General features: G+C 64.4%; 19 protein-coding genes. 7 read left to right on the top strand and 12 right to left on the bottom strand.

The features are described from left to right. Window positions 1-48 precede the first annotated feature (48 nt). On the bottom strand, window positions 49-1935 hold the full coding sequence (rmuC, locus tag ACJJV2_RS15870; protein WP_405282149.1) for a DNA recombination protein RmuC: 1887 nt from the start codon (window positions 1933-1935) through the stop codon (window positions 49-51). Between the two features lie 216 nt (window positions 1936-2151). Here rmuC and ACJJV2_RS15875 point away from each other — a divergent pair, with 216 nt between their 5' ends. After that, a complete protein-coding gene (locus ACJJV2_RS15875; RefSeq protein ID WP_043333235.1) occupies window positions 2152-2739 on the top strand; it encodes a type 1 glutamine amidotransferase domain-containing protein in 588 nt (195 codons plus the stop codon). 390 nt (window positions 2740-3129) lie between these two features. After that, the gene (locus ACJJV2_RS15880) at window positions 3130-3543 is read left to right on the top strand and encodes a hypothetical protein (RefSeq protein ID WP_405282150.1); all 414 of its coding nucleotides are present in this window, start codon (window positions 3130-3132) and stop codon (window positions 3541-3543) included. Between the two features lie 117 nt (window positions 3544-3660). Here ACJJV2_RS15880 and ACJJV2_RS15885 read toward each other — a convergent pair whose 3' ends face one another. Then, entirely contained in the window at window positions 3661-5127 is a 1467-nt protein-coding gene (locus ACJJV2_RS15885; protein ID WP_303594636.1) for an aminoacyl-histidine dipeptidase, read from the bottom strand. A gap of 330 nt (window positions 5128-5457) precedes the next feature. Beyond that, complete coding sequence (locus ACJJV2_RS15890; protein ID WP_405282152.1) at window positions 5458-7788, bottom strand: tRNA(Met) cytidine acetyltransferase TmcA; 2331 nt, start codon at window positions 7786-7788, stop codon at window positions 5458-5460. A gap of 335 nt (window positions 7789-8123) precedes the next feature. On the opposite strand from ACJJV2_RS15890, the gene ACJJV2_RS15895 reads away from it, so the two are divergent. From ACJJV2_RS15895 to ACJJV2_RS15910, 4 genes are all read left to right on the top strand, one after another. Further along, window positions 8124-8684 (top strand): iron transporter, encoded by a 561-nt coding sequence (locus ACJJV2_RS15895; protein WP_054555234.1) that lies wholly within the window; start codon window positions 8124-8126, stop codon window positions 8682-8684. A 177-nt stretch (window positions 8685-8861) separates the two neighbouring features. Continuing rightward, window positions 8862-9278, top strand: coding sequence for a cupredoxin domain-containing protein (locus ACJJV2_RS15900; protein WP_405282154.1), 417 nt, complete (start codon window positions 8862-8864; stop codon window positions 9276-9278). A gap of 76 nt (window positions 9279-9354) precedes the next feature. Next, window positions 9355-10215, top strand: coding sequence for an FTR1 family protein (locus ACJJV2_RS15905; protein ID WP_405282156.1), 861 nt, complete (start codon window positions 9355-9357; stop codon window positions 10213-10215). Window positions 10216-10256: 41 nt separating this feature from the next. Beyond that, complete coding sequence (locus tag ACJJV2_RS15910) at window positions 10257-11735, top strand: 4Fe-4S binding protein (RefSeq protein ID WP_405282157.1); 1479 nt, start codon at window positions 10257-10259, stop codon at window positions 11733-11735. A gap of 138 nt (window positions 11736-11873) precedes the next feature. Here the strand turns inward: ACJJV2_RS15910 and ACJJV2_RS15915 are convergent, their stop codons facing one another. Both ACJJV2_RS15915 and ACJJV2_RS15920 read right to left on the bottom strand, forming a co-directional pair. Beyond that, window positions 11874-13484, bottom strand: coding sequence for a DHA2 family efflux MFS transporter permease subunit (locus ACJJV2_RS15915; RefSeq protein WP_405282159.1), 1611 nt, complete (start codon window positions 13482-13484; stop codon window positions 11874-11876). Window positions 13485-13486: 2 nt separating this feature from the next. Next, a complete protein-coding gene (locus ACJJV2_RS15920; protein WP_405282161.1) occupies window positions 13487-14614 on the bottom strand; it encodes an HlyD family secretion protein in 1128 nt (375 codons plus the stop codon). A gap of 244 nt (window positions 14615-14858) precedes the next feature. Between ACJJV2_RS15920 and ACJJV2_RS15925 the strand changes: the two genes are divergently transcribed. Next, window positions 14859-15536 carry a TetR/AcrR family transcriptional regulator gene (locus tag ACJJV2_RS15925; RefSeq protein ID WP_107335663.1) on the top strand — a complete coding sequence of 226 codons (678 nt, stop codon included), beginning with the start codon at window positions 14859-14861 and terminating at the stop codon, window positions 15534-15536. A gap of 186 nt (window positions 15537-15722) precedes the next feature. Here ACJJV2_RS15925 and ACJJV2_RS15930 read toward each other — a convergent pair whose 3' ends face one another. The 7 genes from ACJJV2_RS15930 to ACJJV2_RS15960 all read right to left on the bottom strand — a co-directional run bounded on the left by ACJJV2_RS15930 (window position 15723) and on the right by ACJJV2_RS15960 (window position 24375). Then, complete coding sequence (locus ACJJV2_RS15930; protein WP_405282163.1) at window positions 15723-17357, bottom strand: sigma-54 interaction domain-containing protein; 1635 nt, start codon at window positions 17355-17357, stop codon at window positions 15723-15725. Window positions 17358-17422: 65 nt separating this feature from the next. Further along, window positions 17423-18880: a hypothetical protein gene (locus tag ACJJV2_RS15935; protein WP_405282165.1), complete on the bottom strand. Its 1458-nt coding sequence runs from the start codon at window positions 18878-18880 to the stop codon at window positions 17423-17425. A gap of 75 nt (window positions 18881-18955) precedes the next feature. Beyond that, window positions 18956-20125, bottom strand: a complete 1170-nt coding sequence (locus ACJJV2_RS15940) for an iron-containing alcohol dehydrogenase (protein WP_405282167.1) — start codon at window positions 20123-20125, stop codon at window positions 18956-18958. A gap of 432 nt (window positions 20126-20557) precedes the next feature. Continuing rightward, window positions 20558-21532, bottom strand: a complete 975-nt coding sequence (locus ACJJV2_RS15945) for an ABC transporter substrate-binding protein (protein ID WP_405282169.1) — start codon at window positions 21530-21532, stop codon at window positions 20558-20560. 203 nt (window positions 21533-21735) lie between these two features. Further along, entirely contained in the window at window positions 21736-22380 is a 645-nt protein-coding gene (locus ACJJV2_RS15950) for an HD domain-containing protein (protein ID WP_405282170.1), read from the bottom strand. After that, a complete protein-coding gene (locus ACJJV2_RS15955) occupies window positions 22377-23519 on the bottom strand; it encodes a TauD/TfdA family dioxygenase (RefSeq protein ID WP_405282172.1) in 1143 nt (380 codons plus the stop codon). Before ACJJV2_RS15955 ends, ACJJV2_RS15950 begins: the two co-directional genes overlap by 4 nt. Window positions 23520-23751: 232 nt before the next feature. Then, window positions 23752-24375 carry a hypothetical protein gene (locus ACJJV2_RS15960; protein ID WP_405282174.1) on the bottom strand — a complete coding sequence of 208 codons (624 nt, stop codon included), beginning with the start codon at window positions 24373-24375 and terminating at the stop codon, window positions 23752-23754. Window positions 24376-24444 lie beyond the last annotated feature (69 nt).

The raw sequence follows: 24444 nt of genomic DNA on the forward strand, positions 1-24444 counted from the left end.
AACGTCAGTCGCAACGGCTGCCTGCAGTGCTGCAGGCGATGAGGGCGATCAGCTATCGCCCTGCCACTTGCGCTCCATGAGCTCCCAGCGCGAGAGCGACGCAGGCGCCTGCCCTGCCTCGGTGTCCAGTGTCTCTGTGTCCAGTGCTTCGGCACCCGGTGCCTCGGCATCCGGTACTTCAGCACCCGAGGCTTCGGCGCCCGGCGCTCCGGTGACATCCTGGCCTTCTCTGGATGCCGCTTCTTCACTGGCAGGCTGTTCGGGCGCGGGCTGGCGATCAAGCGTCGACGGCGCGGATGTCGGCGGCTGATCCAGCGCCTGCTCGGGTTGATGCAGGGTGTCGCGCGACTGGCGCACCAGCGCTTCCGGCAGTGGCTTCTTCATGCGCGCGCCGAGTTCCAGCAGCTCCTCGGCACGGCTGATCAGATTGCCGCGCCCGCTGGCCAGCCGCTTCATGGCGGTATCATGCGCCTCGCGCGTGCGCCCCAGCTGAGTGCCCAGCTCCTCGAGGGATTCTGCGAGGCCGCGGAACTTGTCGAGCAGCGCTCCCGCGCGCTCCCCGATCACGCGCGCATTGTCGTTCTGGCGCTCCAGACTCCACAGGCTCGCCACGGTGCGCAGGCTAGCCAGCAAGGTGGTCGGCGTCACCATCACCACGCCCTGGGTGAAGGCGTCCTGGAACAGGCTGTCATCGTGTTCGAAGGCCAGCGCGAAGGCCGGCTCCATCGGCAGAAACAGGAACACGAAGTCCGGTGAGCCCAGCCCCTCGATGGCGGGATAGTTGCGCCGCGCCAGCCCGGTGACATGGCCGCGCACCGAGGTCAGATGCGCGCGCAGCGCGCGGGCGCGCGTCACGTCGTCCTCGGCATTGACGTACTCGGTGTAGGCGGTCAGCGAAACCTTGGCATCGATGATCAGATGCTTGTTGTCCGGCAGGTAGACGATGGCATCCGGACGCTGGCGTCCGCCCTCACCGGTGAACGACACCTCGCGCTTGAATTCGATGCCATCACGCAGACCGGAGCGCTCCAGCACGGTCTCCAGAATCATCTCGCCCCAGTTGCCCTGCATCTTGCTGTCGCCCTTGAGCGCCCGCGACAGGTTGGCCGCCTCCTCGGTGATCTGGCGATTGAGGCCCGCCAGCTGGTCGAGCTGACTCTTGAGACTGGTGCGCTCACGCACCTCCTCGCCATGCAGCTGCTCGAGGCGCTGACGGAAGTCGCCAACCTGTTCACGAAACGGCTTGAGCAGCTGTTCGAGCTGGGCACCACTGGCGGCGGTGAAGCGCTGCTGACGCTCCTCGAACACCTTGCCCGCCAGCTGCTCGAATTCCTGACTCAGGCGCTCGCGCGAATCGTTGAGCAACGCCAGCTGCTGCTCGTGATGGCTGGCCTCCTGACGCTGGCGCGTCACCAGCGAGGCATGGGTCTCGCGCAGCTCGGCGTAGCGCTCGCTCAGTGTCTCGAGACGCTCTTCACGCTCCAGCAGCTGCGCCTCCAGCACTTCCTGCTGGCGGGTCAGGCTGCGCGCCAGCGTCTGCTGTTCACTCAGGGCGCGTGACTGTTCATCCAGGCGCCCCTGCAGCGATTCGCGCAGCGTGGCGAGCTGCTCCGTCAGGGCATCACGCGCCTGGCGCGCCTCCTCCAGCGACTGGCTCAGATAGCGTTGCTGCTGCTCCGCCTGCTGCCCGTCCAGCGCGGCACGTTGCTCAATCAGGGCCGCCCGCTGCTCGACCTGTTGCTGGCGCTCACGCGACTCGTCCAGCGAGGCCTGCCACGTCTGCTGCATCGACTGTTGCTCCTCCTCACTGCTTTCCTGCAGCGCATGGAGCTGCTCGCGGGTTCGCCGCCAGCCCAGCCCCAGGGCCAACGACAGCATCAACAGCACGCCGACCAGCAACCACATCACGGCGGAAGATTCAGAAAGCAGCGACATCGGGCACTCCATGGCCTGTGAAAACGCAGCGGGGTTGCCCCCCTTGAAAGTCAGTATCGCGCATCCATGTCTTGAGTGTCAGGGCACGAAAGGACGGGAATTGCCTGCCATCAGCGTGCAGTGCTCACTGCGGTGAGTGACGTACGCCGAGAGCAGAATTCTCCCCCTCTCTGCCCAGCACGCTCGCAAGAGCCGAAGCACGGAAAGGAGATTCGCATGACACAGCAGACCGATCAGCAGACACGTCAACAACTGCAAGGTAAGCGCGTGGCCATTCTCGCGACCCATGGCTTCGAGGAATCCGAGCTCGCGGTGCCGCGCGCCGCACTGCAGGAGGCGGGCGTCGAGGTAGACATCGTCTCGCCGGAGAAAGACGGCATTCGTGCCTGGGCCGAAACCGACTGGGGCGAGAAGTATCAGGTCGACACCCCGCTCAGCGATGCCAGCGAACATGATTATCACGGCCTGGTGCTACCGGGTGGCCTGTTCAATCCGGACACCCTGCGTCAGGACGAGAGCGCACTGAGCTTCGTGCGCAGCTTCTTCCAGGCCCACAAGCCGGTCGCCGCCATCTGTCACGCGCCATGGATCCTGATCGATGCCGGCGTCGTCGAAGGCCGTCAGATGACCTCCTTCCCCTCCGTCGCTCAGGACCTGAAGAACGCCGGCGCCGAGTGGCAGGACAGCGAAGTGGTGTGTGACAGCGCGCTGGTCACCAGCCGCAAGCCAGCAGATCTCGATGCGTTCAACGCCAAGCTGCTCGAGGAACTGGCCGAAGGCAAGCACCAGCATCAGCACGCCTGAGGCCGCAAGCCAGAGAGCCGCAAGCTAGACAGCCGCAAGCTCTGAAGCTTGAACAGACAGACGCCCCTGCCACTTCGGCAGGGGCGTTTTCGTTGTCTCAAGGGCGCAATCCGGTGCCTTGGCGGCAGAAGTGAAGTGTCCTCGCAGCACTGGCTGAACCCCTCTTGGCCGAGGATCGTTGGCCACTCTGCAGCCGTGCATCCCAGAACCTCATTGCGAGCAACCACTTACACTACAGGCAACGCAATCTGGACAACTAAGCTCCACAACAACACACCGAGCGACGCACGGAGACATTAGCGAACGCCTTTCGTAAAAGGCGCTGCGACACGATATTCTGACGACAAGGATCCTCTTGGGTGACTGACCGACCATACGGGAGACCGCCCCATGCATATCTCTACCTTGAACACAGCCCTTACGTCTCTGCTGCCTTCCCTGCTGCTGGGACTGACGCTGATGCTCGCCACGCCGACGCTGGTCGCCGCGGATGATCGCCATCGCGCGCAGGGCCAGCACAGCGAGCGCCACAGCACGCCGCAGAGTCGCCACGAGGCGATCAAGCGCCGCCATCTCAGGATGTTCGACGAGCCGCGCGTGGAGCGCCATCACTCGCGCCAGCATTCTCGTCATGACATCCGCCGCCATGTCCCCAAGCGCCGCTACCATCAGCATGGGCGTCTTGAGCACGACCGCTACCGCCCGTACTACTACCGGAACCATGACTCCGGTCGGCATGGCATACGCCGCTACCATAACGGCGTGAGCATCGGCATTCCGGCGATCCGCATCAATATCAACTGAGCTTGCGCACTCTCATCAGGCCACGCCAGCGCCTGATGCCCAGAGATGACGACGCCCCCGCAGGCTGACCTGCGGGGGCGTCGTTCGTCTACGTGACGAGTCTTGCCTGAGAGTTGATCAAGCGGCCTTGGCAGGCTCGGCGAGTTCGGTGATCAGGCCCTTGAGCACCTGCCAGAATTCACCGACCGACTCGACCTCGACCCGCTCGCTGGGCGAGTGGGCGCCGCGAATCAGCGGCCCGAAGGAAATCATCTCGAGCTGGGGATACTTGGCCCCCAGGATGCCGCACTCGAGTCCGGCATGGATGACCTTGATCTCCGGCGCACGGCCGGTGACGCGCTCGTGCAGGCTGCAGAAGCGAGCCAGCAGCTGCGCATCCGGCGCCGGCTGCCAGCCCGGATAGGCATTCTCGGCCACGGTGGTCGCGCCGATCAGCGCAAAGAGCCCACGAATGCGTTGCTCCATCATGGTCACGGCATCATCGCGCAGCGAACGCACCAGCGCGCAGAGATGGAAGCGCCCCTCGCGCAGCTGCACCACGCCGAGGTTGTTGGAGGTTTCCACCACGCCTTCCACCGCCGCGCTCATGCGCTCGACCCCGTAGGGCGCTGCATCCAGCACCGCGACCAGCCGCTGGGTGTCCTCGACGGACAGCGCATTCTCGGCGTTGCCGCGGGTCACGCTGAGCGAGACATCCGGGTCCGTCTCGCGCAGCTCATCGCGAATCTGGGCCTCGAAGTCCGCGAGGCGCTGGCGCGCGGCGGCGACGCGCTCGTCATAGATCACCACGCCGACCGTGGCCTCACGCGGCAGGGCGTTGCGCAGCGTACCGCCAGACCAGCTGACCAGACGCGGCTTGAACTCGGCCAGCGCGACCAGCGCGCGTGACATCAGGCGATTGGCATTGCCGCGCCCACGGTGGATATCGAGCCCGGAATGGCCGCCGACCAGACCACCGATGGTCAGCTCCAGCTCCGCTTCGGCATCCTTCAGGGACGAGGTGGCAAACTCGTGGGCGACATTGATGTCCGCGCCACCGGCACAGCCGATATAGACCTGTCCGCGGTCTTCCGAATCCAGGTTGAGCAGGTAGCGCCCTTCCAGCCAGTTCTCGGCCAGATTCAGCGCGCCACCCATCGAGGTTTCCTCCTCGAGGGTGAACAGCGCTTCCAGCGGACCGTGCACGAGGCTGTCGTCCTCGAGAACGGCCAGCGCCGCCGCGACGCCGAGACCGTTGTCGGCCCCCAGAGTGGTGCCGCGCGCCTTGAGCCAGCCGTCTTCCAAGTAGGTGTCGAGGGAATCACGCGTGAAATCGTGATCACTGTCGCTGGCCGCCTGGGCGACCATGTCGAGATGGCCCTGCAGCACGATGCCCGCTGCGCTCTCGTGGCCGGGTGTGGCGGGCTTGCGCAGACGCAGGTTGCCGAAAGCGTCGCGATCATGGGCGAGACCACGCGCTTCGGCCCAGTCGATCAGATAGGCCACCAGCGCGGCTTCATGCCCGGACGGGCGCGGGATATTGCACAGAGTGCGGAAATGACGCCAGAGGATGGCGGGGTCCAACGTATCGATATGCTCATTCATGGCGAAGATTCCTGTTCTTGTCATCAATGAGCATACGGAACAGCGGACGGGCGTGGCTAGTGGTTGTCGACACCTATCGATCAGTGACTTCGAATATGCAAGGATGACAATCACGACCCTGCTGACAGCTGCATACCATTCCTCCCCCTCATCGGAGCCCTTATGCCTCGTCGACTACTGCTGCTGACCGCCATCTCCGCCACTGCCGGCCTGCTGATGCTGAGTGGCTGCTCGCCGATTCCTGACATGCCCGGCCCGATCGGCATTCCGGGCCTCTGAGCCGCGACCGGCCGCTCTGAGCTTATTTGATGCTCATGTCAGACGGCCTTGTCATTCGCTCTGTTCGATCAGACGCCCGGCGGCCGCTCGGCACCAGCGATCGCGCGCCTTGCGGCCCACGATGCCCTGCCCCTCGGCCCAGCTGACGAAGGCAGGCGCATCCTGTCCGCCCAGCGCCAGCACCAATCCGTGACGCGACGCCTCATCGAGTCGTGCAGGCTCACAGGCCTCGAGTGCTGTCTCGAGCCACGGCCGCACCAGCGCCAGCCCCCCGCCACCACGGCGATACCAGTCCAGTCGCTGCGCGCATGCGGCTGACGTCAGCGTGGCCAGATCATTCTCACTTCCCCGCTGCCTCAGCCTGTCGGCCAAGACGGGCGGCAAGCCGTGCAGCTCATGCGCGAGCAGGCTGGGCAGCAGGCGCTGGAAGTCCTGCTGCAGTGCGCCGAGCAAGGCATCCTGCGCCAATTGCCCGCACGGCGCAGATTCACCACTCCCGCTCTCGCCGATGGCCTTGCCCATCATCACCGCGTGCTCGCCACTGGCGGCATCGCGCTTGAGGCCCATGCGCAGCGGCACGAAGCCCTGCGCCAGCCAGAAGGCGACCAGATCGGCCTCGGCCCCGAAGCTGGTGCCGAGCCGCCTGACGCCTGCCGCCAGCGCCTGCTGCTCGAGCGCCTTGAGCAAGCGCGCGCCCTGACCACGCCGCCACAGCGCGGGATGCACCGCGATGCGCAGCACCCGCCACCAGCGGGCCTCGGCGGCGCCCTGGTGGCCTGCATGCGCCGCCAGCGACTGTGCCAGCAGGTGCCCGCGCGGCCGCCGCTTGCCGCACCAGATGTCATGCGCCAGGGGCGTCGGGAAGCCGCCCTCCTCGACGGCGGCCACCACCCCCAGCCAGGCATCACGCCCTGTCGTGACGTCGCGCTGACGAATCGCCATCAGCGTGAGCCCCGGCGTGTCGAGTAGCTGGCGCAGGTCCGCCGGTGTGGTGCGGTAATGCGCCTGCACCAGCAGGCCGAACAGCTGCCGCAACGCCGCCTCATCACGTGCCAATGCATCACGCTCCAGTACGACAATGTCGCAGCCCTCCAGCCACTGCTGAGCATTCTTCGCGCATGGCTCAGGCAGCTCAAGCGGCTGCGCCGAGAGCAGCAGCAGGTCATCGGTCAACGCCTCCAGCGGATCGCCGGGCGCCCAGCGCACGGGCGTCGTCATCTCCAGCGCCTGCCAGCCGGGACACTGGCGCTCGAGATGATGGCGAAACCGCAGCTGGAAGCCGCGCCCGGTGCCTTCATAGCCATGCACGGTGGTGGCGAAGGCGATGCGCGGAAAATGCGCCAGATAGCCTTTCAGCAATGGCGTGGGGATGGCGGCGGCCTCATCGACGAACAGCCGTGGCAGCACCTCATCGTGACAGGCGAGGCGAGCCGCCTCGATGGCATCCGGCGCCAGAAAACGCAGCTCGCTGCCGGAAGCCATATCGTCATCCGCCTGCCCAGCCGGCAAGCGAAAGACATTGCCCTCGCGCTGCCCCCGGGGCAGCAGGGCCGCCAGGCGCGCGAAGATCGCACTGACCGCCGCAGGGCGTGGTGCCGTCAGCCAGACATCCTGCCCCTCTGCCAGACAGCGCGCCGCCGCGATGCCCAGCGCACCACTCTTGCCACGCCCGCGATCGGCACTGATCACCACGGGTCGCGCAGGTGCCAGAGCCTCCAGCGCAGCCACGCTGGCGGCCTGGTCCTGCGTCAGGCAGTCACTATCGGCGATGGCGTCTGCTCGCGCCGCCTGATTGCCGCTATCCAGCGACGGCGCAGGCAAGTGTCCACCCTGTGGCCAGTGCAGCACACTGGCATGGGCTGAGAGGCGCCGCGCCAGCCGCGCCAGATAGCGTGCCGTCAGCTGCTGACGCTCGAAGGGCCAGTGAGCCAGACGCGCGTGATCGCCATCCGGCACTGGCGCAGGGTCTGCCGCGGCCCAGGCGGCAGGCGTCATCAGCACCAACAGCCCCCCCGCCTTCAGGGTGCCGGCCACGGCGCCGAAGGCATCGGGGTCGAAACCAGCCGCCGGCTGCGCCGCATCGAAGATGACCAGTGACTGCTCACCGCCCAGCTGGGTGGCGGCCTTGGCCATCGCCAGCGTACGCACGGGCGTCGCGCCCGATGTCGACAAGGCTTCACCTGTGCCCAGCCACAGTGGGGCAGGCTCAGGCGCTGGCCACCGCTCGCAGATCGCCTGCGCGGCGCCAGTGGGGTCATCGCCGCTGATCCACAGGCAGGCACGCTGACGCCGCGCGAGCAGATGTTGATGCAGCGTTCGGCACCACGCCTCGAGGGCGGGCAGATCACTGCGAGAAGGAGAATCTGAAGGAGGAGTCGTCATGTCGCGCAGCATGCCGCATGGCAGCGCGCCAGACCAGATGAGCAGACCAGATGAGCAGACCAGATGGCGCGAGAAAGACGTGAGGCAGTCGTGAGGTAGCCGCGGGGTAGTTGTGAGACCGTTGCAAGAAAACCGCGACCTGCTCGGCGCTGCCGCAGGCCTGCCACCCGCCCCTGTTACTTGAGAAGAATCTCGTGCTTACTTGAGAAGAAGCTCATGCTCATACAACGCCCCGTTGCAAGATGGGCAACGCAAGCGGCGCAGGGATGAGAATGGTTATATTTAGGCTTATCGGGATAATGAAGCTCCACTTCCCATCATTGCGAGTCCCCCCGATGCCACAGCGTCACTCCCTCACCACTGCTCTGCCCCGCGCGCTCAAGCCTTGCCTGCTCGCCCTGAGCCTGGCGGCAACATTCGTGGCGGGTCAGGCCTCGGCACTGGAATACCCGATCGGCACGCCGGTCAAGGAAGGCGGCATGGAAATCGCTGCGGTCTACCTGCAGCCGGTGGTGATGGCCCCGGCCGGCAAGCTGCCGGCCAATCAGGCCGATATTCACCTGGAAGCCGATATCCACGCGCTGATGGAAAACGACAACGGCTTCGCGCCGGGCGACTGGATTCCCTATCTCGGCATTCACTACACCCTGACCAGGCAGGGTGGCGAGGCGCCGATCGAAGGCGAGCTGGTACCGATGATCGCCAATGACGGCACCCACTACGGCAAGAACGTCAAGCTGGATGGCCCGGGCAAGTACCACCTGACCTTCGAGATCCAGCATCCGGACATGCCGCGTCATATCGACAAGGAAACCGGCGTCGCCGAGTGGCCGCAGACCATCACCACCGACTACGACTTCGTCTATGCCGGCGTCGGCAAGAAAGGCGGCTACTGAGCGCCGCTCTGCCCTTGCTGCATGCCCCTGAATGTCTGCATCCCGTGAGGCGGCCATTGCCGCTTGCTCCTTCGATGGCCGCCTGTGCTGACCTGCACTCGCGGCCATTGGTCGCTCTACCACCAGCGCCTTGTGCTGGTGTCAGTGTGCGCTTTCCCTCATCGTCCGGAGTGTCCCATGCGCCTGACCTCTTTCTTGCCCTCCCTCTTGCCCTCTCGCCTGCCCTGTCACTTGCCCCGTCGAGCAAGCGCCTTGCTGCCCGCGCTCGTCATGTTGCTCGTCGCCCTGCTGGTCGCAGCCCTGCTGCCTCGGCCGGCGGCCGCCAGCGACATGCCGTCCTACGACCTGACCCTCGACAACGGCAAGCTCATCCCTGAGGTCCTTGAGGTGAAGGCCGGTGAGAAATTCGTCATCCAGCTGCACAACGCGGGCAATACGCCGGCCGAATTCGAGAGCAACTCCCTGCGCAAGGAGAAGGTGCTGGCACCGGGCGTGAAGTCGTTCGTCGTCATCCATCCGCTGCGCGAGGGCAGCTATGACTTCTTCGATGATTTCCACCTGCCGGACGCGCGTGGCAAGGTCGTCGCCGAATAAGCTCGGCCACCCTGTGCCAATGACGCCTTTTTCGTCATCGATGGCGCGCACCGAACGTCAGTAGAAGAGAGTCCGCATGTTTGATCAGATCCTGTTTATCGTCTGGCGTGAAAGCGTCGAAGCCATTCTCGTCATCGGCATCATGCACGCCTGGCTGGTGCAGTCCGGCACCCGCGCGGGCCTGCGTTACCTGTGGGGTGGGGTCGTCGCCGGTCTGGTGCTGGCCAGCCTGATGGGAGCGGCGCTGATGGGCGCCAACACCTGGCTGACCGGCACCGCGCAGGAGGTCTTCCAGGCCGTACTGGTGCTGACCGCCTGCCTGTTGATCACCCAGATGGTGCTGTGGATGCGCACCAAGGGCCGCACGCTCAAGGCAGAACTCGAGAGCGGCCTGGCCAGCGCCGTCTCCTCCGGCAGCTACTGGGGCGTGGCGACGCTGGTCGCCATCGCCGTGGCGCGTGAAGGCGCGGAAACCGTCGTCTTCCTCTACGGCATGGGCGCCGCCAGCCTGCAGTCCGGCGGCATCGCCAGCTTCGCGCTGGCCGCAGGCCTCGGCTTCGCCCTCGCGGTGGCGACCTTCATGGCGCTGCAACTCGGTTCACGCCTGTTCTCGTGGAAGCTGTTCTTCCGCGTGACCGAAATCCTGCTGTTGCTGCTGGCGGCGTCACTGCTGATGTCGGGCCTCGAGCAGCTGATCGGCCTCGGCTATCTGCCGGCAGTCCTCGACCCGCTGTGGGATTCCAGCTGGCTGCTCGATGATGGCAGCGGCCTCGGTGGCCTGCTGGCGACCTTCGCCGGCTATCGCGCCTGGCCTGCCACGACGATGGTGGTCGGCTACCTCGGCTACTGGGTCATCGTCGCAAGCCTCATGAAGCGTCAGCGCAAGAGGGAGCGCGTCGACCAGCGCCGTCAGCTCACTGCCCGCGCGCGCAGCTGAGTCTTGTTCACGCGATCTGCCAGTCAGGAGAAACGATAGTCATGGCCAATTGCGGCTCCAGCCCCCACGGTGACATAAGCAACCTCATCGCCAGTGATGGCGGCACCTCGCCTGGCCGTCAGGCCACGCGCATCGCGCGCTTCGGACAGGCGATGCAGCAGCGGCGTGGTCTGATCCAGCTGGTGCAATGGCTGGTGGTCGGCGTCTATGCCTTTCTGCTGGTGGTGCCGGCCCTGTTGCCGCTGCCGGATTACCAGGCGCATATCCTCACCAACCTGACGGTGTTCGCCGAGTTCGTGTTCTGGGGGCTGTGGTGGCCCTTCGTGCTGATCAGCATGGTGCTGATGGGGCGGGTGTGGTGCGGTGTCTTCTGCCCCGAAGGCACCCTGACCGAAGCCGCCAGCCGCATCGGCCTGGGTCGCCCGATTCCCGGCTGGATGCGCTGGGGCGGCTGGCCCTTCGTGGCCTTCCTCGGCACCACGCTCTATGGCCAGCTGGCCAGCGTCTATCAGTACCCGCTGGGCGCACTGGTGGTACTGGGAGGCTCGACGGTGGCCGCGATCATCGTCGGGCTGATCTACGGCAAGGGCACGCGCGTCTGGTGCCGTCAGCTGTGTCCGGTGAATGGCGTCTTCAATCTGCTGGCGCGCCTGTCACCGACCCACTTCCGTACCGACCAGGCCCGCTGGAACGCCCACAACCAGGCTGTCCGTCAGGGCAACGCCGTGCGCATGCACGCTCCTGACTGCGCGCCGCTGATTCCGCTCAAGCAGCTCGACAGCGCCGGTGACTGCCATGTCTGCGGACGCTGCAGCGGCTACAAGGACGCGATGCAGCTGGAGTGGCGTGCGCCGGGGGTAGAGCTGGTCGAGCCGTCGCAGCCGGTGCGCTTTACCCACTACTCGGTGCTGGTGTTCGGCCTGCTCGGCATCGCCATCGGCGCCTTCAGCTGGAGCGCCAGCCCGTGGTTCGTCACCCTCAAGCAGCAGCTGGCCTTCTGGCTGATCGATCACGACCTGATGTGGCCACTGACCACCACCCTGCCGACCTGGATTCTGACCAACTACCCCGAGCACAACGATGTCTTCAACCTGCTCGATGGCAGTCTGATCACGCTGTGGATCGTGGTCGGTGGCGGCCTGCTGGGCGCGCTCACCAGCCTGCCGCTGCTGCTGGGCAACTGGCTGATGGGTGGCAAGGCGACGCTGTCACGCCTGTGGCACCTCTCGCTGAGCCTGATTCCGCTGGGCGGGCTGGGCGTGTTTCTCGGCCTCTCCGCCACCACCATGACGCTGCTGCGCGGTGATGGCATCAATCTCACCTGGGCCAATGATCTGCGCGCCACCCTGCTGGCACTGGCCTGCCTGTGGGGGCTGCGTCTGGCCTGGCGCATTACCGGTGAGCAGCGCAACGGCGGCCTGCTCGCCGGCAACGCTGCACGGCTGATCGGTACCGCGAGTGTCGCGCTGGCCTGCCTGCCCGCGCTGGGCATCTGGTATCTGATGTTCTGGGGCTGGTGACGCCCTGCTGGCTGGATGCTGGCTGACTGACAGATACTCAATGCCTGAAAGACAAAGACCCGCCGATTGGCGGGTCTTTGTGTATCCGCGACATGCGGCGTTTTCTCAAAGTACGATCAAGGAGCCTGCAAGGCGCCATCAGTGCGCTGGGCTCTGTTCGCCACTTTCGCTGGCATCCGCCTTGCTGGCAGGGTCTTGCGGACGACGGAACAGGAAGGCCGCCACGCTGCCGACTACATAGACCGCGCCCAGCCACAGGAAGATATTGTCGAAGGCCAGCACCTCGGCCTGGATGCTGATGCGCTGGGCGATCATCTGCACACCGGCCTGCCACGGATCAGCCAGCCCCGCGAAGGTCGACTGATAGCTTGCCAGCTGATCGATCACCACCTGGCGGCTCTGGTCGATGGCCCCGATCATCTGGTTCCAGTGATAGTCCTCACGCAGCTCGCGGATGGTGTCGATCAGCGCCAGCCCCACCGCGCCGCCCAGGTTGCGCATCACGTTGAACAGGCCACTGCCGTTGCCTATCTCGTGGGGCGCCAGACGCCCCATCGCCAGCCGGGAGACCGACAGCAGCACCATGATCTGACCCGCGCCACGGATCACCTGCGGCCAGAAGAAGTCATCGAAGCCCGAGTCCGAGGTCAGGTGCACGTTCATGCCGGTGCCGAGACCGGTCAGCACCAGGCCGATGCACAGCATCAGGCGCAGGTCGATGCGATCGGAAAGCTTGCCCGCCACCGGCGCCATCAGGAACATCACCACGCCGCTGACGAACATCACCTGCCCGATCTGCACGCTGGAGAAGCCGGAAATCGAGCCGAGAAACAGCGGCACCAGATAGACCAGCCCGTAGAGCACCACGCCGATCCAGAAGCCGATGATCGCCCCCAGCGCAAAGTTGCGGTCCCTGAACACCCGCAGGTCGACGATGGGGTTGCTGGTCGTCAGCACGCGCCAGAAGAAGCCGACTGCCGCCACCGCGCACACTACACTCCAGAACAGGATCAGCGAACTGGCGAACCAGTCATCGCCGGGCCCTTCCTCGAGCACGAATTCGAGGCTGCCGAGAAAGACCGCCATCAGCGCCAGGCCCAGCGTATCCAGACGACTGAGCAGACCGCGGTCGCCGCTGTCGATCTCCAGATTGCGCCACACCAGTGTCGCCACGATGATGCCCGGCACCAGGTTGACCAGAAACAGCCAATGCCAGCTCATGTTTTCGGTGATGTAGCCGCCAACGGACGGCCCGATGGAGGGCGCCATGGTGGCCACCAGGCCGATCACCGCCTGGATGCTGCCCATCATGCGGCGCGGGAAGATCGAGAAACTGGCCGCCTGGGTCAGCGGAATCATCGCCCCGCCCATGAAGCCCTGGACCGCGCGCAGCACGATCAGGGCTTCCAGCGAGGTCGAGAGCGCGCAGCCCAGACTCGCCAGCGTGAAGCCCAGCGCCGAGACGGTCAGCACCAGCCGCGTCGAGAAGATGCGCGCCAGCATGCCGGAGAGCGGAATCATCACGATCTCGGCGATCAGGTAGCTGGTCTGCACCCAGGAGATCTGGTCCTGACTGGCGGCCAGGCCCGCCTGCAGCTCGTTGAGCGAGCTGGACACGATCTGGATATCCAGAATCGCCATGAACATGCCGAACACCGCGGCCACGAAGCCGATCTGCTGGCGGCGCGTCGGCATGTCACTGGCGGTACCCGCCGGGGGCTGAACCGTGGACTGGGTCGTCTCGGCCATGCTTACTGCGCTCCGCGATCAGCGCTGGCGACCTGCGCGGCATCGGGCGCGATGACGTCCCTGGAGAGGCTATCGACGGCATAGGTGCCGGTGTCCGAAAGCTCTCGTGTATCGACGCTGGGGATGACCGACAGGCCGGCGCGCAGACGCGGCAGCGCATCCGCTGGGCCGGTCAGGCGAATGCGCACCGGCACACGCTGGACGATCTTGTTGAAGTTGCCGGTAGCGTTGTCGGTCGGCAGCAGGCTGAACTCGGTGCCGGTCGCCGGCGCCAGGCTGTCCACCACGCCCTCAAACTCGATGTCCGGGTAGGCATCCACCTCGAGACTGACCGGCTGGCCGACGCGCATGCGCTCGGTCTGGGTTTCCTTGTAGTTGGCCACCACATAGGCGCTCTTCACCGGCACCAGCTGCATCAGGGTCAATGAGGCGCTGGCCATGGTGCCCACCTCGACACTGCGATTGCCGACCACGCCATCCTGCGGCGCGTAGATCGAGGTCTTCTCCAGCTGGTGGCGCGCGTAGGCGAGATCCGCCGCCGCTGACACCACCTGGGCACGCGCCGACTCCAGCTGCGCCTTGTAGACCTCAAGCTGCTGCCGGGCAGACACCAGCGCGGCCTGCTTCTGGGCAACGCTCGCCTCGGCGGTGCGCAGGGTCACCTGGTCATCTTCATAGGACTGACGCGAGGCGTAGCTGCGGCTCTCCAGACTTCTGGAGCGCTTGAGGTGCAGCGCCGCCTGATCGCGTTCGGCCTTGGCCGAGGCCAGCGCGGCCTTGGCCTCGTCGATCTTCGCGCCTTGCAGGTCCAGCTGACGCTCGGCCTGGACTTCCCCAGTGCGGGCGTTGTCCAGCGCGGCACTGGCCTGGTCCAGATTGGCCTTGGCATCTTCGTCATCCAGCTGCACCAGCAACTGCCCCTTCTTCACCGGCTGGTTGTCATGCACCAGCATGCGCGTCACCCGCGCGGTGATCTCGGAGCGCACCGCGACGCTGTCGGTACGCACATAGGCGTTGTCGGTCTCCTGCATGAAGCGCCCGACCTGCCACCATTCGCCCCCCATCACTCCGCCAGCGATCACGCCCGCCACCACGATGAGTGCCACGACACCCTTGCCTGCCTTGTTCATTCGGCGACTCTCTCTTGCTGCCTGTCGGTGACAGGCGTGTAATCTGTCAGACGCTGCGGATGAGGCGGCCACGGCGCTTGCGAGCGCTCAGGCCACGGCTGTCATCTTGCATCGCCACAAAGTGTAATGAATACTACACTTCCTTGAGGCAGCCCCGACAGTTTCGGCAGACAGCGTCTCTCGTTCGCAATATCGCAACCTTGCCTGTTTCAGGCGGTTTCCGGATCACAGACAGGACACTCACATGACTGATTCGCCCTCATCAGAGACCGCCCCTGACTCGGGAAGCACCACGACTCGCGCCTCACCGCGCGGGGAAGCACGCCGCAAACGCCAGCTGGAAGTCGCCCGCGAACATTTCCTCGAACATGGCTTCGCCGCGACCAGCATCAATGAGATCGCCCGGCAGGCCGGCGGATCACTGGCAACGCTGTATCGTAATTTCGGCAACAAGGACGGCCTGTTTCTGGCCGTGATGCAGCAGGAGGCGCAGACGGTGTGGTCGGTGATGGACCACGAAGCCAACGAGACACGCAGTGTCGAGGAAGCGCTGGAAGACTTCGGCATGGCGATGCTGGCGCTGGCCCTCGCGCCCGAACTGATCCGCCTGTTCCGTGGCCTCGCCTTCGAGAGCGGCCGCAATCCGCAGCTCGGCAAGCTGTTCCTCGACAACGGCCCCAAGCTGACCCGACAACGCCTGGCAGGCTACCTGTCACGTCAGGTCGCCCAGGGCCACCTGCCGTCCACCGGCCTCGGCCAGGAGCCGCTGGCCGCCGCCAACCTGCTCACCGGCATGCTGCTCAACCCGCTGCATGTCGACGCCCTGCTCGGCTGCCCACCCGACACCGCAAGCCCCGAACAACTCCGCCCACATGTCAGACGCTGTGTGCGCGTCTTTCTTGCCGGCTTCGGGGCAAGTTAGAAAGCTTGCTGGCTTCGGGGCAAGTTGAAGAGCTGGCAGGTTTCGGTGCCAGTTGGAGGGCTGGCAGGCTTCGGGGCCTGATGGACAAGCTGTGAAAGGAAAGCGGGTACACGCTCATCTAGGGAGGATTGAAGAGGCGAAAAGCGAGGGTCGAGGATGAGAGAAGCCCGGGCAGCACTGCCGGCTTCAGGGCGTGTGGGTGAACTTCTGCATCTTCTTGACCAGCGTCGACTGGTTGATCCCCAGCGATGCCGCCGCAGCGCGAGTGGTGCGGTGCTTCTCCAGGGCTTGCTCGATCAAGCGCCGCTCCAGAGCTTCGATATGTTCCTTCAGCGTGCGCTCCTGTGTGCCATCCTCCGGGGCGGTTATCGCGCCGAGTATCATCGAGTCATCCCACCCGGAACTGGCATGCGCCGCAAGATACTCTGCCGGCAGGACATCGGACGTGATCACCTCGTTGGTGGTGGTCACCACGAGGCGCTCCACCAGATTGATCAACTCACGGATATTACCGGGCCATGCATGGCCGCCCAGCAGTTCGAGCACTTCAGGATCAAGGCGCCGGACCAGTGCATGACGCTGACAGAAATGGCGGAGGTAATGCTGCAGCAGCGGGATCACTTCGCTGCGCCGCTCACGCAGCGGTGGCAGCGTGATGGGCACGACACTCAGGCGATAGTAGAGGTCTTCCCGGAAGCGCCCCTCCTTCACCCGAGCAGCCAGATCATGATGTGAGGCGGTCAGCAGACGGACGTTGGTGCGCCGAAGCTCTGTCCCGCCGACAGGCATGAAACGCTGCTCCTCGACGACCTTCAACAACTTGGCCTGCAATGAAAGCGGCAGATCACCGATCTCATCCAGGAAGAGCGTGCCACCATTGGCGACGTCCAGAAGCCCCTGCTTGCCACGTGCGTTTGCCCCGGTGAAGGCGCCAGGCGCATAGCCGAACAACTCGGCTTCCAGCAGCCCTTCCGGCAAGGCAGCACAGTTGAGCTCAAGGAATACCCCCTCGGCACGCGTGCTGTGCTCGTGAAGATAGCGGGCCAGCAGCGTCTTGCCCGTTCCCGTCTCGCCCTGAATCAACACCTTCACATCAGTGGCAGCCACGCGTTCCGCCAACGCGAAACAGTCGGCAGTAGCGTCACTGGTCACCAGCTCCAGCGACTGTTCATCCGTCCCGGAGCTGACGCTGTAGGTGTCATGCAGAGAGTGCAGTTGGCGCAACTGCTCCTGCGCATGCTTGGCGCGCAGCAGCTCGGTGATATCGCGCACGCTGGTAACCACATGGCTCAAGGTGCCGTCGTGGGCCAGCATCGGGAGACCGCTGACCAATATCTTGCGGCCATCGCGCAGACTCTGCACGAGGGTGACGGGCTTGCCGTCACGGATGACCTCCAATGACACCGACTTGGAGATATACCCCCGGCGCACCAGCTCCTGCATGTGATGCCCCAGCACGTCACTGCGCTTGAGCCCGGTAATACGCTCATAGGCCTGATTGATGGCGACGGTCACGCCACGCCCATCGGTGATATAGACACCGTCATGCAGGGCATCCAGCAAACGCTGGGTCGGTACCTGAGCCAGCAGATCAGACGCCGGATCCGCGCCAACCTCCGTGGCATTCTTCCCGGTTGAGCTGCCCCGCTGATTGGAGAGCGCGAGGCGTTCCTTGAGTTCCGCGGCGGACTCCACCTCCTGACGCGTCAAGACACCGATAACCTCACCACGCGTATCGATGACCTTGACGGCCTCCAGTGACTGGCGCTCCAACAACGCCAGTGCTGCTTCAAGCCTGAGATCCTGCTCCACGTTCTGCATTGACGACTCCCCCGGCAGAAACCCCCGCACGCTCAGGCGGCGGGGGGACATGGGGTCACGATACGTCAATGCGAGGACGTCGGGGAGTCTGTCGAAGCGGCACCTGTCGAGGACAGGCTTGCTGTCTTGCTGTCGGCCGGCGCGATATCTGACTTGCCGATATCACGACTGAAGGTCTCATCGATCTCGCCGGAGAAGAAGCGCTTGCCGTAGATCAGCAGACACAGCGCAATGCCGATCCCGAAGGCCCAGGCAGCCCCCTTGATGACCAGTACGGCGGCGATCACCCCGGCAATGCCCAGGTCGCGCTGGCTACGCGCTTCCAGAATGCCCAAGCGCACGCTGACATAGCCCTGGATCAACAGCGTCAGTGCCAATGCTATCCCCAGGATGGGCTGGACCAGACTGACGATGGGCAGTAACAGCAGACCGGTGTTGGTGCCCCAGCGGAATGAGCCCGAGCCACCGAACAGCGAATGCATCGCCTGCTTGCCTTCCTTGTAGCGTTCGACCACCACCACCTGCATGGCAGCCCACAGCGGGCCACACATGGTGACGTCCGGGCCGAAGAGACTCATCAGTGTATTGCGCCCGCCGAAGATCATGTGTGCACGGTTGGCGTCGTAGTCGATCTTCTCGTCGGGGCGGGACTCATCAGCCTCCTCGACCAGTGCCTTGGACTGCAGAACATCGCCGAACAGCACGATATAGGCAGCCAGCACGGTCGGCAGCGCCGTCAGGAACATCGACAGCGGCGGCAAGCCGACACCGAAGACAGTGTACTGGCTGAACATGGTCACGAAATCAGGTTGGCTGAAGCCCCACTGCACATCAGGCCATGCGGCCTCGCCCACCAGCGGAGCGACGACGATCGCCAGCAGGATGATCGGGAAGATGCCCAGCTTGCCGAGATTGCCCCAGAACGGATTCGTGGTTTTCAGCTTGGCGAAATGACGCGAGAAGATGATGTAGAAAGCCAGACCTACCGCGATGCTGATGGTGATGGGATAAGTGTCGAAACGCCCGCCTTCCTTGAAGACCACGCTGATTGCGGCCAACCCCGCGCCCATGATGATGCCAGCCTTGATCGCCGAGGGGATCATGTTGACCACCTTGCTGGCCAGCCCCGTTCGCCCGAGCACGATGGCCAGTATCCCGAGCATAAGCTGGAAGGCAATCAAGGCATGCACCCGCGTCTCCCCCTCCGGGAAGGTCGCCACATAGGCCATCAACAGTGGAATGGCCGGCGTGATCCAGCCGGGAATGACCGGGTCGCCCAGCAGGTGGTGAACCAGATACAGCAGACCATTGAGCATCACGATGGCCAGTGCGGCCTCGAACGGCATGCCCAGGAGCTCCGTCATCAACGGGATGGCGGCGAGATCCACCGCACACATCAACAGCCCTTGCAGGTAGTCGGGCAGCTCGAAACGGTAGTGCAGGAAGGGGAGACGGATCTTGAAGGGCCCCAGCGCGAAGTAGGGGCTTTCCTCACCGGGCTGGCGGGTTTTCCAGTGGCTCATGATGGCGTTCCTGTTGTTATCGTTATGCATCTTCACCTGTGGTGGAGATGGTGTTCAGAAAGGAGATTCAGCACTTCAGTAGGCCGCGCGATAGATACTTTCGATATCGGCCTGGCTGAGCTGACGTAGATTGTTGCGCAGCAGGCGTTCGACCTTGAAGGCATCTGCCGCAAGAGAGGGGATGTCCTCTTCGGGGATGTCGAAATGGCGCAGGCCGCTGGGGATGTCCACATCACGACATAGCTTATGTAGTCGCTCGACGACCAGTTCGGCAGTCGCTTCATCCTTGAGCTTGCGATGTGATGTATCGAGGGCCTCCGCAATATCTCGGAAGCGCTCGACACAAGCCAATGCATTCCAGCGCATCACGTGGGGCAACAGCAGCGCATTGGTCACGCCATGTGGCAAGTGGTAGCGCCCTCCCAACGGATAGGCCAGGGCGTGCACCGCCCCGACACCGGCATTACCGAACGCCATCCCGGCCAGCAGACTGCCAGTCGCCATGTCTTCACGCGCCTTGAGATCGGCAGGATTGGCATAGGCCTTGGGCAAGGCCTTGATGATCAGGCGCATGGCCTTGATGGCCAGTGCATCGGTGATCGGCGTGGCGAAATTGGAAAGATAGGCTTCGATGGCGTGGACGAGCGCATCGACACCGCTGGCGGCAGTGACATGGCGGGGGCAGCTCACCGTCAGCTCCGGTGCGACGATAGCGACATCCGGCAGCAGATAGTCATTGACGATGCCCTTCTTCATGCGCGCTTCGGTATCGGACAGGATTCCGATATTGGTCACCTCGGACCCGGTGCCTGATGTCGTCGGCATGGCGATAAGTGGCGCACCGCGGACACGCGCCTTGTTCTCGCCAAACAGACTCTCGAGATCACCATCATGGGTGGCGTATACCGCCACGCATTTGGCGATATCCATCGCACTGCCACCGCCTACCGCGATCAGGCTATCGCAGCCCCCCTCGCGGTAGCTGCTCATGCAGTCCTCGACGATATGCACTTCAGGCTCGGCGCTGACATCACTGAAGATGCGATAGTCCGTCAGGTGTCCCCTGGTCTTGAGGTCATCCAATTGAGCCTTGATCGGCTCCAGTGTTCCGGACCCCAGTACACCTGGGTCAGTGACCAACATCGGCGAATGCATGCCCAGTCGCATGACCTCCTCAGCAAGACGAGTCGAGGCTTGTTGTCCGGTGATCAGACGATTGGCAGATTTGAAGCTGGCGATACTCATGGCGATATCCTTTGGTGTGTGACGAGATGAATCCGCTGACCGCGTCTCTTGTCACTGTGGATAGCAAGCGCCATGCCAGCACCGATCGCCTTACAACCTGCTGATATTACTAGTATTATTTTTAACCACCCTTCCAAGGTCGCTACACCAATGGTCTAGAGGTGATTCTATATCGCATCAAATAAGCGCCAATTGGATTCCCTATGGAATCAGAGACGATGCCTATCATGCTGTGCAGCCGGCGTGGATTGCCTATACCGAAAAGTATGCGAATGACCAGAAGCGCACCCCGCAGAAAGCAGAACAGAGCCCAGAGCAGAGCGCGAAGAGCGGTACGCAGAGCGACAGGTCACGCTCTGCAAGAGGCCTGGGCGGGAGCCATCCCTCGGCGCCCGCCCACGTCCTCAAGGCGGCAGCAAGGCTAGGTCAGCCTCACAGGCTGGCCTTCACGGCGGCCAGGGCATCCTCGCCATCGCGCGTGGTCACGTCGGCGAGAAATTCCGCCAGCCGGTCCGGGTTGGCGGCCAGCCAGTCGTGCGCCACCTCATCGAGGTCACGCTCCTTCAGGCTGTAATCGAGGATGAAGCCGCTCTGCTCTTCGGAACTGAAGACCAGCTGATCGAGGAAGCGGGCGAGGTTGGGATTGGCTTCGGCGTAGGCGGTGCGCACGACGGTCTTGACGTCACTGGCGCCATTGTCGGGGCCGAACACCGACTCCGGGTCTGCCAGGATATGGGTGTCGAATTCCGGCACCATCCAGTGCGGTGTCCAGCCGTAGAAGGCGATCCAGCGTTGTTCGCGCTGGGCGGCACGTACCTCGCTGAGCATGCCGGGCGTCGAGGATTCCATCGCATCCCAGTCGCCCAGGCCATAGACATCATTGTCGATGGCGCCATTGAGCATGTCGCTGACGGTGGAGCCGCTTTCGATGGAGTAGACGGTCTCGTCGAATTGCTCGGCGTGGGCGGCAAGGTCCGCGGCGCTGTGGATGCCGGCCTCGTAGACATAACCCGGCACCGCGAAGCCCATGCGGGCGCCGGTGACGTTGTTGCCGAGATCGGTGATCGCGCCGGCGGCCATGGCCGCGTCATAACTGTCTTTCTGGGCAGGCAGCCAGCCAGCGAGGAAGGCGTCGCTGTCGCCGGTGGTCAGGGTGTTGTAGCCGACGGTGGAGCTGACTTCCTGTCGCTCCACGTCGTAACCCAGCGGGGCGAGAATCTGGGTGACGATCTCGCTCTTGACGGTGACGCCGGGCCACGGCGGCACGATCAGCGTCAGCTCGTCATCCTTGTCCTGGGCCGAGGCTGCCAGGCTAGCCGTGCCGAGCAGCAGCGTCGCGAGGGCAAGCAGGCCACGGCGGGCGCCGTGCTTCGTCGTAGGTGTCAGGGGGTACGGGGTGGTGGTCATCGTGTCTTTCCTTGTCGGTTCCGGTCGCGCCGGGCCCTGTTGTTGTCGGGGCTGAAAGGCTTCGTATATGGCGGTCGTCGTGCGTGTCCGTCGCTCACGACGCTGTCGTTGTCGGCGCTTGTGTCTTCTCCGCCCTGCCGCGTCGCTGAATTCGCCGCAAGCAATTGATTCGTTGGAACTTTACCCTCAGGCAGAGTACGCCTTCAGCGAGCACTGGCCTGCCTGGCCATGCCCTTCTCAAGTTCTGGCTCCATTTCTGTCTCAAGTTCTGGCTCCGGCACCAGATCCGGCAAGCCGCCGAAGGGCGCGCGCGCCATCACCCGCTCCAACATCGGGATGAAATGCTCCAGCGGCAGGGTGTCGTATTCGGGGTCGAAGCTGGTCTGGTCCCACTCGTCGCAGAAGCGCACGGTTCGCTCATAGGCGGGATGCCCGGCATGTGCCTCGCGGGCGTGGCGGTCCTGCCCGAAGAATTCGCGGTAGTGATAGCCCTGGAACATCTCGTGATGACGAATCATCCAGGTGTTCAGCGGGTCGATGAACGGCTCGAGGATACCGGCGGCGATCTCGGCATGATTGGCCGGCGCCAGGTCATCGCCGATGTCATGCAGCAGCGCGCAGACCACCATCTCCTCATCGGCGCCGGCGCGCAGCGCGCGGGTGGCGGTCTGCAGACAGTGTTCGTAGCGATCGACCGGATAGCCGTGGTGATCGCCCTTGAGACGCCCCAGATGTTCAAGCACACGCCGGCAGGCATCGGACTGATATTCCCGGAAGCGCGCATCGATCAGCGCCCACTCGGCATGCGTGCTTTCCTCGAAACTGCGGAAGCGGGCCTGCTCGCTCATGCGCTGGCCTCCTCATTGGCGAACTGACCGGCGAGCTGATCGGCCAGCAGCAGACGGCGGCTGGCGGTGGAGTCGCGGTCCACGTAGCCCTGGCGCATATGGCGGATGCCACCTTCCAGATGGAAGGCGCTGCGGCCATGGAACAGCCGGTAGTTGTCCATGATCAGCATCTGGCCCGGTGCCAGCTTGAGGTGCAGCGTGAAGTCGTCACCGGAAATCAGGCGATAGAACGCCTGGCGGGCAGCGTAGTAGCGACGCAGGGTCGCGCCGGGCAGCGCCGGCACCCGCTCAGTGCGGTTTGAGAAACGTACCCGGGCGACCTGACCACGGCTGTCCAGCTCGATCAGCGGGCCTTCGCTTTCCAGGCGCGTGGTGGCGTCGTGGTAGCGGAAGCCGGGGCTGACGTCTGTCAGGCAGGCGAAGGCCTCGGGGTCTTCACGGCGCAGGTGCTCCGCCGCGCTGAAGCCATCCACCAGCATGCTGTCGCCGCCCTGGGCCGCGTTGCGCAGACAGTGCAGCCAGATATAGCCCGGAATCGGGTCGCGGTAGGGATTGTCGGTATGCGGCTCCAGCCCGCGCTGGGTCATGGTGAGGTCATAGGCATTGGCGACGGATTTCACGTCGGCGATACCGCCCCAGTTGGTGCGCCGCAGCGGCCCGATACGGTGGATCAGCCCCTGCATGCCGTCCTCCATGTCCGGCACGCCGCTGACCCGCACGAAGCCGAAGCGCTGCAACTGCTCGAGCATGTCCAGCAAGGCCGCGTCATCCTCCAGCGCCGCGGCGAAGTCGGCCTCGGGCAGCTGGGCGAGATTCCCCTGCCAGAAGGTAATGCCCTGATAGGCCTCACACGGCTGACACTCCGCCAGCAGGGCCGCCAGCGAGAAGCTCGCCGCATGGCCGTCACTGAAGGCCAGTGACAGCGTATCGCCATCCAGTTGTGCCTGAGTCAGGCTCAGGTCCAGCGGCAGGTCCGCCGCCTCGATCAGGCGCTGACCGGTGAGGGAGTCGAGCGTCGTTTCATCGGGACTCCGCTCACGCAGCCAGAGCGCCTCGAGGGTCAGATCGCCCTCGGCGTGGCTCAGATGCAGTTGTTGTCCATGGTCTTTCAGGCTGACGGAATGCGGGCTGCTGGGCACTCGATGATCTCCACGGCTGAGGGAGCGGCACTGTTGTCTTACTGGTCAGGTACCTGCTCGCAGATGCTGGTGCGACGCTGAGTCTCCTTCTACCTTAATCACTTCAGCCAGAGCGAATTGATATAATTGGACGTATATTTGATCAAATTGGCCATATGTCAGACCTGCAGACGACAACAAGCGGCCGTGGCAATGCCACGGCCGCTTGTGTTGTAAAACGTCTGTCGGGAGATCAGTCGCTCAGGTGCAGCACCTGACCATTGAGGGAGCGCCCGGCGCCACCGGCCAGAAAGCGCGCGCATTCCGCCACGGCGTCCGGTCGGCTTCCCTCGGGACACAGCAGATTGGCGCGCACCTTGTCCGGCGCGCGTGATGCCAGCCGCTGGATCAACTCACTCAGCGCCGCCTGTGCCATGGCAGTGCCGTGATGGTCCTGAGAGGACAGCTGCGAGGACAGCGATGAGGACAGCTGCGAAGGCAGCGGTGGTGCGACAGCCAGCAGGCGTCCGCCGTGGCGCAACATGCGCGCACAGGCCGCCTTGAGCAAGGCACCCGGGCCGGCGACCTGCGCGACCAGGCAGGCTTCCAGCGACTGCCCGGCCATGGCCTGCGGCGGCATGCAGACCAGCACATCGAGGCGTCCGAGACGCGCCACCAGTGTCTCGAAGCAGCCTTCGCCGACCACCTGGCCGAAGCGGTCCGACTGCTCACCGCCCAGTGCATCCAGCACGCGTTCGAGGTCCGCCGGCGCGGTGCCCATCAGGGCGATGATGGCGCCATCTTCCAGGAAGGTGCGCGCCATGGCCTCCAGCCACTCCCCCTGCCCCGCAATCAATACCCTGCGTCGTGGCAGCATCTCATTCTCCCTGATAGAACCCCCGAAGGGTCACCCTGCGTGCCTCACGCCGCGCTGCGCTGCTCAGCT

Origin of the sequence: Cobetia sp. Ld8 (assembly GCF_045066615.1) — a bacterium.
Classification (GTDB): Bacteria; Pseudomonadota; Gammaproteobacteria; order Pseudomonadales; family Halomonadaceae; genus Cobetia; species Cobetia amphilecti.